The following is a 13,827-nucleotide window of genomic DNA, read 5'->3' on the forward strand; positions in this document are numbered from 1 at the left end:
CGGCCCGGTCGAGGCCGGAGGAGAGGAAAGACGGCATGACACTCAGGGACGGCGGCGGCGGGGCTGCGCACAAGGAGGGGGCGGCGGTCGATGTGGCGCACGCCGAGTTGCTGGCCGCGCTCGCGGGCCGGCCGCTGGTCACCGTCGACCGGTACAGCACCGCCCTGCGCACCGGCTACACCGGCCCGGCCCCCGTCGAGTCGCTGCGGCCCGCCCTGGGCATCGGCTGCTATTCGGCATGGGACCCGGCCCTGCCCGGCATGGTGGTGGCGGCCGAGGACCGTACCAGGACGCGTTCCGTCGCCGAGCGGCACGGCTGGTTGCGCCGCGTGCGGCACGACGCCGCCCGGCACCTGGTCAAGCTCGACCGCCCGCCCGTCATCGCCAGCAGGTGCGCAGGCGCCCGGCTGTCGGAGCTGGCCGGCCCCGGGGCCACGGTGGCGGCGATCGGCGAGGGCGTGCGTGCCACGATCGAGGCCAGGCACCTGCTGGACGACCTGCTGCGCGCGGCCGGGGTGCCCGCCGTGGCGCGGATCCGCTGCGTGCCGGCCGAGCGGCTGCCCGGCCTGGCCGAACTGCGCCGCGCGGTCGGCACCGAACGGGTCGTGGTGCAGGCGGGCGGCCTGGCCGGCGGGCGCGGCACGGTGATCGTGTCGGGTGACGCCGACATGTATCGTGCGGCCCGGCTGCTGGGGCCGTACCGGGTGGCCGCGTACGTGGACGGCTGGCCGTGCGCCGTCACCGCGCTCAGCGTCCCGGACGGCGAGGGCGGCGTCAGCGTGTACGTGGACCGCCCGTCCCACGGCGCCACCGGCGTCCCCGAGCTGGGCGTCGGCCCGCTGTGCCCGGCCGGGCGAGATTGGTCGCGCCCGTGGCCGGTGCCAGCCGCCGCGCTGCTCATCGAGTGCGCCGAGCGCATCGGTGTCTGGGGCTGGCGCCGGTACGGCGTCGCCGGGCTGTTCAGCGTGCACGCGCTGCTCACGCAGGGTGAACGGGTCCTGGTCTCGGCGATCAAGTGGCGGCACGACGAGAGCGCCGAGGTGTCGGCGGTCAACCAGCAGGCCGTGGGGGTGCCGCCGTTCACGCTGGCGCACCTGGTCGTGATGTTGCGCGGCCGGGTCGGCTGGCTGGCGGATCCGCAGGAGTTCAACCAGCTCAGCCTACTGCGGGCGACCGAGCGCGGCGGGCCGTTCTCGGTCCGGGTGCGCCATCGGCACGAGGCCCCGGTACGGGTGGCGGCCGGCCGGGGTCCCGGCGTCTACCGGCTCGACCGCGACGACCGCCTGCGCTGGGCCCGCCCCGCCGCGAGCCCGGCCGAGGCCCGCGCCGACCAGGGCGAGTTTCTGCTGGCGGACCTGCCGGGCCCCGATGTCGTCTGTCATCCGGGGGCCGACCTGGCCACCATCGAGGCGGTCACGGACGGCGCCACGCAGCCCTTCCACGGCCCCGCCAGCGCCTCCCCGTTCACCCGCCGCGTGGCCGCCGCCATCGAGGACCTCTGCCATCCCTGCGACCCGTGACACCGACCCAAGCCCAGGCTGATGGCGTGTGACGTCAGCGCGGGCCCTGGAGAGCCGGCGCGCCTTCGTGGAGGTCAGCACGGGTCCATGGAGGCCGGGCGCGCCTTCGTGGGGGTCAGCGCAGGCCGTTTCAGCGGGAGGTCAGGACGCCGGCCAGGGCCTCGAAGGTCTCCACGGGGGTGCCGGGCGGCGGGGAGACGCGCAGCACCGGCTCGCGCAGGTGCAGCGGCGCCCGGGCCACCAGCACCACGCCGACCAGCAGGGACGCCTCGGCCGCCCGGGCTGCGGCGCGGACGGCGGTGTCGTCGGGCGGCGGCTTCAACGTGACGAGGGCGGAGGGCTCGTCCAGCGGCTCCGCGACCCGCCAGCCACCCGCCCCGTCGAGCAGCCCGCGCGCCGTGCGGCCGAGTCCGGCCAGGTGGTCGTGGATGACGGACGGGCCGAGCTCGTGGTGTTCCCGCACGGCCACCCCCAGCCCGACCCTCGCCGCGACGGCCGCCTCGGAGGTCTCATACCGAGCCGCTCCCGGCACAGGCCGAGGCTCATCCCCCACGGCGCCCCACGACTCCGGCGGCTCGGCCCACGGCGAGCCGGGGTCGTTCCAGACATGGCCGGCGAGGGTCGGGGCCGGGGTGTCCATGGTGGCGGTGAGGCCGGGGACGATGAGGAAGCCGACCCCGCGCGGCCCGGCCAGCCACTTGCGCGACGTCCCCACGTACGCGCTCGCCCCCGCCCCCCGCACCTCCACGTGCCCCAGCGACTGGCAGACGTCCAGCACGAACGGCACCCCGGCGGCCCGGCACAGCGCCCCGGCCGCCTCGGCGGGCTGCACGACGCCATGGTGGGAGCCGAGGTGGGAGAGCACCACCAGGTCCAGCCCGGACCGCAGGCGGGCGCGCAGCCCGTCCGGGTCGAGCCGGCCGTCGGAGTCCACCGGCAGCTCGATCAGCCGCCACCCGCGCCGCTCGGCCAGCCGGCGCAGCAGCATGAACGTGCTGCCGTACTCGGCGCGGGTGCACCCGATCCGGCTGCCGGGCCCGAGCCGCCAGCCGCCCAGCAGCGCCGCCATCGCCTCGGTCCCGCTCTCCAGGAAGGCCACGTCACCGGCCTCCGCGCCGGCCAGCGCGGCCAGGTCCGTCCGGGCCCCGGTCAGGTCGGGCGCCGCCCGGTAGCCGCCGATCTCGCGTTCGCGCCGCAGATGAGCGATGACGGCGTCGAGCACGCGGTCGCTGGGCACGTTGCAGCCGGCCGCGTCGAGCAGGCCGGCGGGCGTCACGCTCCGTGCCGCCCGCCACGCCGCGCCGACGTGCCCGATCGCCGGCGAGGTCGTCACGCCTCGGCCAGGACCAGCGTGAAGTCCCCTGCCGGATCGGTGTAGCGGCGGCCGACGCGAAAGCCGGCCGCGGTCAGCTCAGCGCGCAGCCCCTCGGGCCGGAACTTGGCGCTGATCTCGGTCCGCATCTCCTCCCCGGCCTCGAACGACACCGCCAGCCCGAGCGCATCGACCCGCACCCGCATGGCCCGGGTCGCCCGCAGCCGCATCTCGATCCACTCGTGCCGCTCGTCGAAGACGGCCACGTGCTCGAACGCCTCGGGCTCGAAGTCCGCGTCCAGCTCGCGGTTGATCACCCGGAGCACGTTCCGGTTGAACTCGGCCGTCACCCCCGCCGCGTCGTCGTACGCGGCCACGAGCCGCCCGGTGTCCTTGACCAGGTCCGCCCCCAGCAGGAACGTGTCCCCCGGCCGCATCGTGGCCCGCAACTCCTTCAGGAAAACCGCGCGGGCGGCCGGTTCGAGGTTGCCGATCGTGCCACCGAGGAAGGCGACCATGCGCCGCCCCTCGCGTGGCAGCAGCGCCAGGTGGCGTTCGAAGTCGGCGCACACCGCGCGCACGTCCACGCCGGGGTAGCGGTCGGCCACCCGCCGCGCCGCGGCCTCCAGGGTGACCGCGTCCACGTCCACCGGTGTGTAGCCGCGCAGCCGGCCCGCCGTGGCGAGCGCGTCGAGCAGCAGCACGGTCTTCTCGCTGGTCCCCGACCCCAGCTCGACCAGCGTGTCGGCGCCGCAGGCGGCGACGATCTCGGCCGAGCGCGCCCGCAGGATGGCCAGCTCGCGCCGGGTCGGGTAGTACTCGGGCAGCCGGGTGATCTTCGAGAACAGCTCGCTGCCCACGGCGTCGTAGAACCACTTGGGCGGCAGCCACTTGGGCGAGGACGTCAGGCCGCTGGTGACGTCGTGTTCGAGCGCCTGGCGCAGGTAGTCGCGGTCGAGATGGTTGATCACACGCACGGTGGAGTGGCTGACGGGCACGAGGCCTCCTATAGAGAGATCACAACGGCTGGACGTTCACGTCACCGCCGGTGACGGTCAGCAGGCTCCGCTCGGGCACGGCCCGCCAGTCCGGCAGGTCGTCGAGCGGCTCGCTGGCCACCAGCACGCCGTCGTCGAGTTGGCGAAGGAACAGGGTGTCGCCCCAGACGGTCGCGACCACGGACGCGCCGTCGCAGGCGAGCAGGTTGAGCCGGGCGGCGGGGTCCTTCTCCCCGGCCCGGACGACGACGTCGGCCAGCGCCTCCCCCAGGCCGGCGCCGGCGCGACCGCGCTGGAACACGGCGGCGGCCACCCAGGCGGCGTCGCAGGTGCTCTCGGCGCCGTCGGCGAGGTCCTTGACCGCGTCGCGGGCGACGCGGCCGTTGTGGCTGAGCAGCCACCTGCCGTCGGCGAACGGCGCGGTCGCGGTCTCCTCGACCGGCATGCCCACGGTGGCCGAACGCACCGCCGCCAGCAGGCAGGTCGAGCGGGCCACCGAGGCCAGGCCGGGCAGGTTGGCGTCGGTCCAGATGGGCACGGCGCGCCGGTAACGCACGGGCTCGGGGCGGGCGGGGTCGTACCAGCCCATGCCGAACCCGTCGGCGTTCACCAGGCCCGCGCGCTGGCGGCGGGGCTGATACGACTGCCTGAGCAGCCCGTACCCGGGCTCGTCGATGAGCGAGGAGAGCGGGCGGGCGGCGCCCAGCCAGGCGGCGTGCCGGCACATGTCAGACCAGCTCCGAGCGAGCGCACCGGAAACCGGTGAAGATCTGCCTGCGGATCGGATAGTCCCAGTTCCTGAACGTGGTCCGCACCGCCGCCGGATCGGCCGCCCACGAGCCGCCGCGCAGCACGCGGTATTCCTCGCCGAAGAACACCTCGCTGTACTCCTTGTACGGGAAGCTGCGGAAGCCCGGATACGCCTGGAACCAGGAGGAGGTCCACTCCCACACGTCCCCCACCATCTGCTCGGCCCCGTACGGCGAGGCCCCGCCCGGATAGGCGCCCAGCGGCGCGGGCCGGGCGGCGCGGTGGCCCAGGTTGGCCAGCGAAGGCCCCGGATCGCTCTCGCCCCACGGGTAACGCCTGGCCCGGCCCGCCTCCTGGTCCCAGCCGCACGCCTTCTCCCACTCGGCCTCGGTGGGCAGCCGCTTGCCGGCCCAGCGGGCGTAGGCGTCGGCCTCGTACCAGGAGACGTGCTGGACCGGCTCGTCCATCGGGACCGGCTCCGTGCGGCCGAAGCGGCTGCGGTGCCAGGTGCCGCCGTCCTTGGTCCAGAACAGCGGCGCCGTGATGCCCTTGCGCTGCCGCCACTGCCAGCCCTCAGGGGTCCAGAAGCGCTGGTCGTCGTAGCCGCCGTCCTCGATGAAGGCCGCATAGGCGGCGTTGCCGACGGGGAGCCGGTCGATCCAGTAGCCGGGCAGGTCGACCCAGGTGGCGGGTCGTTCGTTGTCGTAGGCCCACGGGAGCGTGTCGGTGCCCATGAGGAAGCGGCCCGCGGGCACGTGGACCTCGTCGGGGCCGCCGGGGCGCCCCGGCGGCAGCTCGCCCTCGCGGACGAGGCCGGGCTGCCCCGACAGTTGCAGCGTGGCCAGCATGGTCTCGTCGTGCTGGTGCTCGTGCTGGATCACCAGGCCGAACACGAAGCCGTCGCGGTGCAGCGGCGACGGGCCCTCCAGGTCGACCCGGTCGAGCACGTCGAGCACCCGGCCGCGGACGCCCTCGATGTAGCGGCGGGCCTCCGTGGGGCCGAGGAACGGCAGGCTGGGGCGGTCTTTGCGCGGCGTCTTGAACGCGTCGTAGATGTCGTCGATCTCGGGGCGCAGCGGCGTGATGCCGCCGGCCTCGCGCAGCACCCACAGCTCCTCGTAGTTGCCGACGTGCGCCAGGTCCCACACGAGCGGCGACATGAGCGGGGAGTGCTGCTTGATCAGCAGGTCGTCCTCCGCCTCCGTGTAGGCGAGGGAACGGTCGCGCACCGCGATGAGCTGCGCGGCGATGCGTTCCTTGAAGTCGTTCATAGCCATCCTTCGTTCGGTCCTTCGAGCCAGGGCGTGCCCGTGGGCCCCGGCTCCATCAGGTCGGTGGCCGGGGAGCGGCCCGTCGTCACGTGCCGGTCGGCGAACGCGGCCACCTCGGCCACCAGGCCGGGCTCGGCGCCCAGGCGCGGCAGGGCTTCGAGCGCGGCGCGGAAGCACGTCTCGGCCGCCCGGCGCAGCACCGGGTCGGCCAGCCCGCACCGCGCCGCCCGCTCCCACACCTGCGCGCCGGTTTCCTGGTCTCTCGCTCCTTCCGGCGGTTCCAGGTACGGCTCCACCGCGGCCATCGCGGCGTCGGCGGCCCGGTCGTCGGAGATGAGCGCGTGGGTCACCGCCACGCACACCGGCCAGGCCGCCGGGTGCTGCGCGTCCAGGTAGCGGATCTCCAGCCAGCCCCGCGGGCGTACCGGCGGGAACAGGGTGGTGGCGTGATAGGCGAGGTCCTCGGCGGTGGGCGGGCGCTCACCCTCTCCTCGGCCGTTCCCCGACCGGCCGCGCTCCAGCCAGTCGCGGAACGTCGAGCCGTCGCGGACGGGGCGGTAGCGCTCCTCGTCTTCGCGCACCAGCATGAGCCGGGCGTCCAGCAGGTATTCGGCCCAGTCCGCGGCCGGGTCGCCGCCGGCCGGGACGAGGGCGGTCCTGCTGGGGTCGAGGTTGTTCCACACGGCCTGGCGGCCCGACATCCAGCCGCACGGCCGGCCACCGCTCAGCGGGGAGTTGGCGAAGGCCGCCAGCAGCACCGGGCCGAGCGCGTGCGCGCGCTCCCACCGGGTCGCGGGTTGCGCGCCCAGGTCCAGGTTGACCTGGATGGACGCGGTCGAGCACATCATCAGCGCGCCGTACGGCCGCCCGAGGAAGGCGGCCATCGCGTCGTAGCGGGGGCGGTTGAGCTGGCGGCGCGCGGGGCGTACCGGATCGAGGCCCACCCCGCCCAGGACCAGCCCGGACGCGCGCAGCCCCGCCCTTACGGCGGCCATGTCGTCGGCCAGGGCGGCGAGCGCGGCGGGCAGCGGGCCCGCGGGACCCGACAGTTCGAGCTGGCCGCCCGGCTCGAACGTCACCCGGCTCCCGCCCGGCAGCAGCGCGGGCAGGGACCCCTCGACCTCGGCCAGCGCCACGTGCCTGGCGGGCTCGGCCCGGTCGAAGACCAGAAACTCCAGCTCCACGCCCACCCGGTCGGAGGTGGCGGGCTGGAAACAGCGGCGCGCGAAGTCCGCCACCTCCGAGGCATCGCGCAGCGGCGTGCTCTCGGCCGTGACCCCGATCATCGTCTTCCCTTCGCCGGCGACGCAGGTCACGACTACAGATCCGCGAGGCGCGCGATCGTTACAGACGAATTTCCGTGTAACGGATGCGGCCCGCCGGGCACTAGCTCTTATGGAGCAGGGACCATCGGAGTGCGACGCGGTGCTCGCGTCGCTCACCGACTACCTCGACGACGCGCTCCCGCCCGGCCGGCGCGCGGGCGTGGCGGCGCATCTGGGGTCGTGCCCGGGGTGCGCGGCCTGGCTGGCGCAGCTCCGCGCGACGATCGCGGCGCTGCGCTACCTGCGTGACGGCGTCGTGCCGCCGCCGGTGCTGGCCGCGTTGCGCGACAGCTTCAGCAGGTAGGAGCTCCGGGAAGCGGGAGAACGTTCGGGCAGGAGGGCGTGAAGGCGCGAGAGACCACGAGCGGATGGAGGCGTGGCGGGCAGGAGCGGATCGAGGCAGGCGTGGATGGAGGCGTGGCGGGCCCGATCGGCGGGGCCACCGCCTCGGTCAGCCGCTGTGCCGCTCGCGGAAGGCGGACATCAGCCGGTCGCGGACGCCGGTGGGCAGCTTCTCCGGGGGCTGGTCGCCCAGGACCCTGATCGTGGCGCGAAACTGCTCGAAGTAGCGCTCGCAGTGCTCGCAGCAGGAGAGATGTGCCCGTACGCCGTCGTGTGACGGCCGGTCGAGGGCGTCTTCAAGGTAGGCGGTGAGGAGTTCCACCAGTTCGTCGCAGGTGAACCGCTTCACGACGTTGACCGCCCTTGTCTCTGAGATGAACCGTTTCACTTATTGTCGCCGCTGAACGGACCGGATGGGGGCCGTCAGCCGTTCCGGTTACTGTTCGGCCTGCGTGACCGAGCCGTAGTAGTCGGCCAGCCAGCCGCGCACCGCCGTACGGGCGCGGTGGAGCAGCACCCGCTGGTTGGCCGCGGAGATCTCCAGGATCTCGCACACCTCGTCGGAGGAGTAGCCCTCCACGTCACGCAGGGTGATCACGACCCGCTGCCGCGGCGGCAGCCGGCCCAGGGCCTCGGCCGTCAGCGCGCGCACCTCCGCGGCCAGCGCCTCGCCCTCGGGCGAGGGCCAGGCCGCCCCCGGCTCGCCCCAGCCGCCGCCGTCGGGGAACGACACTCCGTCGGGGAACGCGACGCCGTCGGCCTCGAAGGCGCTCCACGGCAGGGTGCGGCTCTCGCGCATGCCGCGCTTCTTCGCGGTGTTGACCAGGATGCGGTAGACCCACGTCTTGATCGAGGAACGTCCCTCGAAGCGGTCGATCCCGTCGATCACCGCCAGCCACGTGTCCTGTACGACCTCCTCGGCGGACGGGTCGGTGGACACGTAGGATCTGGCGACCCTCAGCATGCCCCTCGACCAGGTGTCGAGCAGCGCCGCGAACATCGTCTCGTCGCCCGCGCGCAGTGCCGTGACGACGACGTCGTCCGGTGGCAGCCTCCCGCCCGCGAAAGCCCCCACGATCGCTCCCCCTCCGGTCGGACGCTGGGACAACTTCTCACCTCAGAACCAAACCGGGAGTCCGGTGTCTTCCTCGGTGGAAGGACTCGCTCAGGCTAGACTCCACCACTGACGTTTCCCCGATGGACGGGGCATAGCCATCCCCGGTGCGTATTGCCGCAAAAACGGGCAAACCGGTAGACGGAGGAATAAGCCCCGGCGAACGGGTGAGGAGCATCGCATGCGGTCCGAGAGACTGCTCTACGCGGCGAACGGGGTCGATCTCCGGGTCGCCGACGTCGAGCTGACCGGCGGTGAGCGCGTGGAGCGGCCCTTCATCCGCACGCCGAGTGCCGCCGGGGCGGTCGTCTTCCACGGCGGGCGGGTGCTGCTGCTGTGGCGGCACCGGCCCATCACCGGCACGTGGGGCTGGGAGATCCCGCTCGGCGAGATCGGGCCGGAGGAGGAGCCTGAGCAGGCGGCGGCACGACACGTCGAGGAGCAGACGGGCCTGCGGCCGGGGCCGCTGCTGCCGCTGATGCGGATCCGCCCGGCCGGCGACGTCGCCGACTGCGAGCACATCGTCTTCGCCGCCCACCAGCCCGAGCCCGCCCCGGCCCCGGTGACCGCCCCCGAGGCCCGCGACGACGCGAGCCAGGACGGCGGCGGTGAGGGGCGGGAGCGGGCCGAGTGGGTGCCGATGCTGCGGGTCCAGGGGCTGATCGAGGAGCAGGCGATCACCTCGGCGACCACGTCGGCCGCCCTCCTGCACTTCCTGGCCGACCTCCTCCAGGCCCGCACGGCTCACTGAGGGGCCCGCTGAGGGGCCGTTCAGGCTGTCACCGTTGATCACCCACCGGTTCCTGTGCCGGCTCCGCGCTCTCCGCCCGCTCTGGAGCGGCCCGCAGGCGGTCGCGGCGGTTGGCGAGCAGGCTTGTGATCGTCACGACGGTCAGGACGGAGACGATCACCCCGAGCGAGGCCAGTGTCGGGATCTCCGGCACCTGGGCCCACACGCCGTGCGCCCAGTGCAGCAGCAGCTTGACCCCGATGAAGGCGAGGATGACGCTGAGCCCGTGGTTCAGGTGGCGCAGCTTGGTCAGCACGCCCTTGAGCACGAAGTACAGCGCCCGCAGCCCCAGCAGCGCGAACGCGTTCGTGGCGAACACCAGGAACGGGTCCTCGGTGACGCCGTACACGGCCGGTACGGAGTCCACCGCGAAGACGATGTCCGTGGCCAGGATCGCCACCGCCGCCAGCGCCAGCGGGGTCAGCGCCAGCCGCCCCTTCTCGCGTACGGCCAGCCGGGAGCCGCGGTAGTCCTCGGTGACCGCGACGAAGCGCCGTACCAGCCGGACCGTGCGCATGGAGGAGATGTCCACCTCCTGCTCGTGCCCGGTCATGACGTCCCTGAGGATCTTGCCGGCGGTCAGGATGAGGATCACGCCGAACAGCAGGAACGCCCACGTGCCGCTCTGCAGCGCGGCGGCGCCCAGCCCGATGAAGACGGCGCGCAGGACCAGCGCCCCGACGATGCCGTACAGCAGCACCCGCCTGGCCAGCGCCTGCGGCACCGCGAAGGCCGCCAGCAGCAGCATGAACACGAACAGGTTGTCCACCGACAGCGACTTCTCCACCACGAACCCGGTGAAGAACTCGGCCGCCACGACACCCCCGTGGCCGGCCCACAGGTAGACGCCGAAGAGCAGGGGCAGCAGCAGGTAGAAGACCGACCAGCCGACCGCCTCGCGCATCCGTTCCTCGCGCGGGCGGCGGGTGAGGATCAGGTCCAGCGACAGCAGCAGCACCAGGGCCGCGACCGTGATGGTCCAGAGAGCCGGTGAGGCGATGGTGGGCAGCGCGATGGCATGCGGAATCGTCCCCGCGGACATGGGTACCTCCCTCGAACGCACTTCTCGTTCGAGGTCTCCTTCACCCATGATCAGGCGGCCGCCCGGGGACGCGCGGGACGTCCGTACTGACCGGGTCGGCACTTGGGAAGTACTCCCCTCGCCGCTTCAGAGTAGATGAGATCCGGACATCGCGACACCCCGGCCGTCCCGGACGGCGGCGATCACGCGTACTCTGGTGCTGCCGTCAGGCTCGCGTGGGCCGGGCGTCACGTCGCTTTCGCCCGCGCCGGCGGCCGGGCGGCTTGACGGGCCAATTGAACGACTTTTTAAATTCCTTCATGGGACGCATCGCTGGGGTCACCGCCGCCGAGACGCGCGAGCGGCTGCTGCGCGCCGCCGCCGACGCCTTCGCCGAGCACGGCTACGACGGCACGCGCGTGGCGGACATCGCGGCGGCGGCCGGCGTGAGCAACGGCGCCCTCTACGCGCACTTCGGGTCGAAGGCCGAGCTGCTGGTGGCCGCGTTGCGGGCGCACGCGCGGCGCCGGCTGGAGAGCCTGTTCGCCGCCGACCCCGACCGGTCGGCCACGGACCTGCTCCTGGCCCTCGGCCGCGCCCTGCCCCGCGACCGCGACCCCGACGGTTACCTCATCGTGGAGGCGCTGGTCGCGGCGCGCAGGGACGAGAGCGTGGCCGGCCCCATGCGCGACTACATGAGCGAGCGCGCGGAGTGGATCTCCGACCTGCTGCGTGCCGGGCAGGGCGACCGCGAGATCGACCCGGGGCTGTCGCCCGCCGCGCTGGCCCACTTCTGCCTGCTGCTCGCGATGGGCAGCGCGGTCGTCACGCCGACGCTGCATCACGTGGACGACGCCGAGTGGACCGCGCTGCTGGCCCGGATCATCGCCGGGCTGGCCCCTCTGAACCGGCCCGCCGAGAACGGGCCCGCGTGCGAGCTTTCTGATGAGAACGTGGGCAGGCTCGTGAAAACCTACCTGGACGAGCCCGCTGAGCGGCTCGCCGACCCGACGGAGATCGCGTGAAACTGAACATCGACCCCGAGCGCTGCCAGGGCCACGGCCGCTGCTACGACCTCGCCCCCGAGTTGTTCGGCGAGGACGACGAGGGCTACGGGCGAGTGCTCGGCGACGGCCTCGTGGCCCCCGGCCAGGAGCGGGACGCGCGCCTGGCGGTGGTCAACTGCCCGGAGCACGCGATCGACGCCGGCTCGGCCTGACCCGCCGCGGAATCAGCGGTCCGCGCGCGATGGCGAGGCCGTCGAGGTGCGGACGATGAGGTCGGGCTGGAAGACGACCAGCCGGTGCTCGTGCCCGGCCGGCTCGTTCGCCTCTTCGAGCAGGAGCTGCGCCGCGGTGTGGCCGAGCTGCTCGCGCGGCTGGCGGATCGACGACAGCGGCACGGCCGCCGCGGCGGCGAAGTCGATGTCGTCGTAGCCGATGATGGCCAGATCCTCGGGCACCCGCAGGCCGCGCTGCGTCATCTCCTGCAGCACCCCGATCGCGACCAGGTCGTTGGCACAGAAGACCGCTGTGGGCCGCTCGGCGGCGGGCAGGCCGGCGATCTCCTGACCGGCCAGCCTGCCGGTGGCGACGGTGAGGTCGGGCAGGGGGATCACGGTGAGCGCGTCGCCGGGGCCGAGCACGCTCGCCAGGCCGTCGTGGCGCTCGCGCACCTGGCGGACGGTGAACGGGCCGCCGGCGTAGGCGATGCGATGGTGCCCCTGCTCGCGTAAGTGCCGGCCGGCCAGCCGCCCGCCGAGCACGTCGTCCACCGCGACGGCGCAGCCCTGGCTGTAGCCGGCCGAGCTGTCGAAGCGCACCACCGGGATGCCGCGGGCGACGAGCCGACGCAGCCGTTCCTCCTCACCGCGGTCGTTGACCGGGGTGATCAGCACGCCGAGCGGCCGCTGCTCCTCGAACGTCTCCAGCAGCCCCGCCTCGCGGCCGGCGTCCTTGCTGCTGGTGAAGACCATCACGGTGAGGTCGGCGCCCTGGGCCACGCCCTCGACGCCGCGCAGCACGTCGATCACGAACGGGTTGGCCAGGTCGAGCGCCACCAGCCCGATGGTGCGGCTGCGGCCCGCGCGCAGCTGCCTGGCGGAGCCGTTGCGGACGTAGCCGAGCCGCTCGATCGCCTCGCGCACCCTGCGCAGGGTGTCGGGCGCCACCAGCTCCGGGCGGTTGAGCACGTTGCTCACGGTGCCGACGGAGACCCCGGCGAGCCGGGCGACCTCTTTGATGCTCGACATCGTCCCTCGCCGCGAGCCTTGTCGTCGCTGCGATCATAGCGGAGCCGGTCCTGACCGTCATGGAACGGTACACGACCGGACGGCCGCCGCCCGTGCCCGGTGCCGCACCTACAGTGATCTTCTTCGGTTCCGCTTGACCGGCGTGGACATCCATGCCTAGATCAAGTGCATCCGTCCCGCCCCACCCCCCGGAGGACCCGCCGCATGGCCTCGGCTGGAACGCGTACGCCGTGCTGACCCCGCCCCCCGACCCGGCCGTGGAGCGCAGGCGGCGCCGCGGGCTGGTGCTGCGGATCTCCACCGTGCTGGCGGGCGTCCTGCAGCTGGCCCTGGCCGGTTTCCTGATCACGCTGCCGGGCGGCTCCACCACGCTCGACCCCTTGCCCGGCTCCGAACGCGACCGCCGGCCCGAGGCCGTCCGCGTGCCGATGGCCGCCGCCACTCCGCGCCCCGCGACCTCCAGTGCGCGTCCGTCCGCGCCGACCGCGCCGACCGCGCCGGCCGCGCCCACCACGCGTCCGACGTCGTCCCCGTACGGGTGGACGTCCCGTCCGAGCCCGGCCACCTCGCCGACGACCGTCCCCACGGGAACCGGCCCCACGGGAACCGGCCCCACCACGACGGCCGATTCCGGCTCGACAACCGTTAGCCCGGCCGGCCCGGCCTCCACCAACGCCCCCGGCGCCTCCGCGCCGCCCGCCACGCGCCGCCCCGGGCCCGCCCGCAAGCGCGGCTACGTGCCGCCGGAACCGGCCCTCAGCCCGGCGCCGCGGATCGTCTCCACCTTGGCGCCCCTGGTCAGGCAGCCGAGACCGCGCGCCACCAGGACGACGCTCCCCGGCAGCGTCCCCGGAAGCGCGTCCGACCAGACCGGGTACTAGCCGGGGGTCGCACCGGCTCCACCCGCGGCTCCACCCTTCGGAGGTGCCGCTCCACCCACCGCCGTTCCTACCGTTCGAGGCATGGACAAACGGTTCGAACTGGTGAAGTGGCTGCTGGACGCCACAGGGGGAAAAGTGAACGGAAAATTCCTGATCACGCTCGTCGTCGTGGGCCTGGTGGTGGTGGCCGGGTTCATCGCGTTCCGCCTTATCTTGGTGGAGATGATTCTCAGCCTGAGGGACTCCCGCTAG

The 13,827-nt window shown here is 73.7% G+C and carries 16 protein-coding genes; 7 read left to right on the forward strand and 9 right to left on the reverse strand.

Annotated features, from left to right (window positions below):
* Positions 1-35 precede the first annotated feature (35 nt).
* Entirely contained in the window at positions 36-1,520 is a 1,485-nt protein-coding gene (locus AB0C28_RS29580) for a hypothetical protein (RefSeq protein ID WP_358079036.1), read from the forward strand.
* A 130-nt stretch (positions 1,521-1,650) separates the two neighbouring features.
* Here AB0C28_RS29580 and egtE read toward each other — a convergent pair whose 3' ends face one another.
* Genes egtE through egtA form a run of 5 tightly spaced genes read right to left on the reverse strand, consistent with a single transcriptional unit; the run spans position 1,651 to position 7,137 of the window.
* Complete coding sequence (gene egtE / locus AB0C28_RS29585; protein WP_358079039.1) at positions 1,651-2,853, reverse strand: ergothioneine biosynthesis PLP-dependent enzyme EgtE; 1,203 nt, start codon at positions 2,851-2,853, stop codon at positions 1,651-1,653.
* On the reverse strand, positions 2,850-3,830 hold the full coding sequence (egtD, locus tag AB0C28_RS29590; RefSeq protein WP_357835981.1) for an L-histidine N(alpha)-methyltransferase: 981 nt from the start codon (positions 3,828-3,830) through the stop codon (positions 2,850-2,852). Before egtD ends, egtE begins: the two co-directional genes overlap by 4 nt.
* Positions 3,831-3,849: 19 nt before the next feature.
* Complete coding sequence (gene egtC / locus AB0C28_RS29595; protein ID WP_357835985.1) at positions 3,850-4,557, reverse strand: ergothioneine biosynthesis protein EgtC; 708 nt, start codon at positions 4,555-4,557, stop codon at positions 3,850-3,852.
* Between the two features lies 1 nt (position 4,558).
* Entirely contained in the window at positions 4,559-5,851 is a 1,293-nt protein-coding gene (gene egtB, locus AB0C28_RS29600) for an ergothioneine biosynthesis protein EgtB (RefSeq protein WP_358079041.1), read from the reverse strand.
* On the reverse strand, positions 5,848-7,137 hold the full coding sequence (gene egtA, locus AB0C28_RS29605; protein ID WP_358079044.1) for an ergothioneine biosynthesis glutamate--cysteine ligase EgtA: 1,290 nt from the start codon (positions 7,135-7,137) through the stop codon (positions 5,848-5,850). Before egtA ends, egtB begins: the two co-directional genes overlap by 4 nt.
* A 109-nt stretch (positions 7,138-7,246) precedes the next feature.
* On the opposite strand from egtA, the gene AB0C28_RS29610 reads away from it, so the two are divergent.
* A complete protein-coding gene (locus AB0C28_RS29610; RefSeq protein ID WP_358079047.1) occupies positions 7,247-7,480 on the forward strand; it encodes a zf-HC2 domain-containing protein in 234 nt (77 codons plus the stop codon).
* 147 nt (positions 7,481-7,627) lie between these two features.
* Here AB0C28_RS29610 and AB0C28_RS29615 read toward each other — a convergent pair whose 3' ends face one another.
* Both AB0C28_RS29615 and AB0C28_RS29620 read right to left on the reverse strand, forming a co-directional pair.
* Entirely contained in the window at positions 7,628-7,867 is a 240-nt protein-coding gene (locus tag AB0C28_RS29615) for a zf-HC2 domain-containing protein (protein ID WP_346112389.1), read from the reverse strand.
* 87 nt (positions 7,868-7,954) lie between these two features.
* Positions 7,955-8,593 (reverse strand): RNA polymerase sigma factor, encoded by a 639-nt coding sequence (locus AB0C28_RS29620; protein ID WP_357835998.1) that lies wholly within the window; start codon positions 8,591-8,593, stop codon positions 7,955-7,957.
* Positions 8,594-8,813: 220 nt separating this feature from the next.
* Here AB0C28_RS29620 and AB0C28_RS29625 point away from each other — a divergent pair, with 220 nt between their 5' ends.
* Positions 8,814-9,383, forward strand: a complete 570-nt coding sequence (locus AB0C28_RS29625) for an NUDIX domain-containing protein (protein ID WP_357836001.1) — start codon at positions 8,814-8,816, stop codon at positions 9,381-9,383.
* Between the two features lie 28 nt (positions 9,384-9,411).
* Here the strand turns inward: AB0C28_RS29625 and AB0C28_RS29630 are convergent, their stop codons facing one another.
* Entirely contained in the window at positions 9,412-10,464 is a 1,053-nt protein-coding gene (locus AB0C28_RS29630) for a TerC/Alx family metal homeostasis membrane protein (RefSeq protein WP_357836004.1), read from the reverse strand.
* A gap of 299 nt (positions 10,465-10,763) precedes the next feature.
* Between AB0C28_RS29630 and AB0C28_RS29635 the strand changes: the two genes are divergently transcribed.
* Both AB0C28_RS29635 and AB0C28_RS29640 read left to right on the forward strand, forming a co-directional pair.
* Positions 10,764-11,468: a TetR/AcrR family transcriptional regulator gene (locus tag AB0C28_RS29635; protein WP_358079050.1), complete on the forward strand. Its 705-nt coding sequence runs from the start codon at positions 10,764-10,766 to the stop codon at positions 11,466-11,468.
* A complete protein-coding gene (locus AB0C28_RS29640; protein ID WP_357836010.1) occupies positions 11,465-11,662 on the forward strand; it encodes a ferredoxin in 198 nt (65 codons plus the stop codon). The genes AB0C28_RS29635 and AB0C28_RS29640 overlap by 4 nt, the downstream gene beginning before the upstream one ends.
* Before the next feature lie 12 nt (positions 11,663-11,674).
* Here the strand turns inward: AB0C28_RS29640 and AB0C28_RS29645 are convergent, their stop codons facing one another.
* On the reverse strand, positions 11,675-12,694 hold the full coding sequence (locus AB0C28_RS29645) for a LacI family DNA-binding transcriptional regulator (protein ID WP_357836013.1): 1,020 nt from the start codon (positions 12,692-12,694) through the stop codon (positions 11,675-11,677).
* Between the two features lie 152 nt (positions 12,695-12,846).
* On the opposite strand from AB0C28_RS29645, the gene AB0C28_RS29650 reads away from it, so the two are divergent.
* A complete protein-coding gene (locus AB0C28_RS29650) occupies positions 12,847-13,575 on the forward strand; it encodes a hypothetical protein (RefSeq protein WP_358079053.1) in 729 nt (242 codons plus the stop codon).
* An 81-nt stretch (positions 13,576-13,656) separates the two neighbouring features.
* Positions 13,657-13,827 carry a hypothetical protein gene (locus tag AB0C28_RS29655; RefSeq protein WP_346112398.1) on the forward strand — a complete coding sequence of 57 codons (171 nt, stop codon included), beginning with the start codon at positions 13,657-13,659 and terminating at the stop codon, positions 13,825-13,827.

The sequence above is a fragment of the Nonomuraea sp. NPDC048892 genome (assembly GCF_040649735.1).
In the GTDB taxonomy this organism is placed as follows: domain Bacteria; phylum Actinomycetota; class Actinomycetes; order Streptosporangiales; family Streptosporangiaceae; genus Nonomuraea; species Nonomuraea maheshkhaliensis.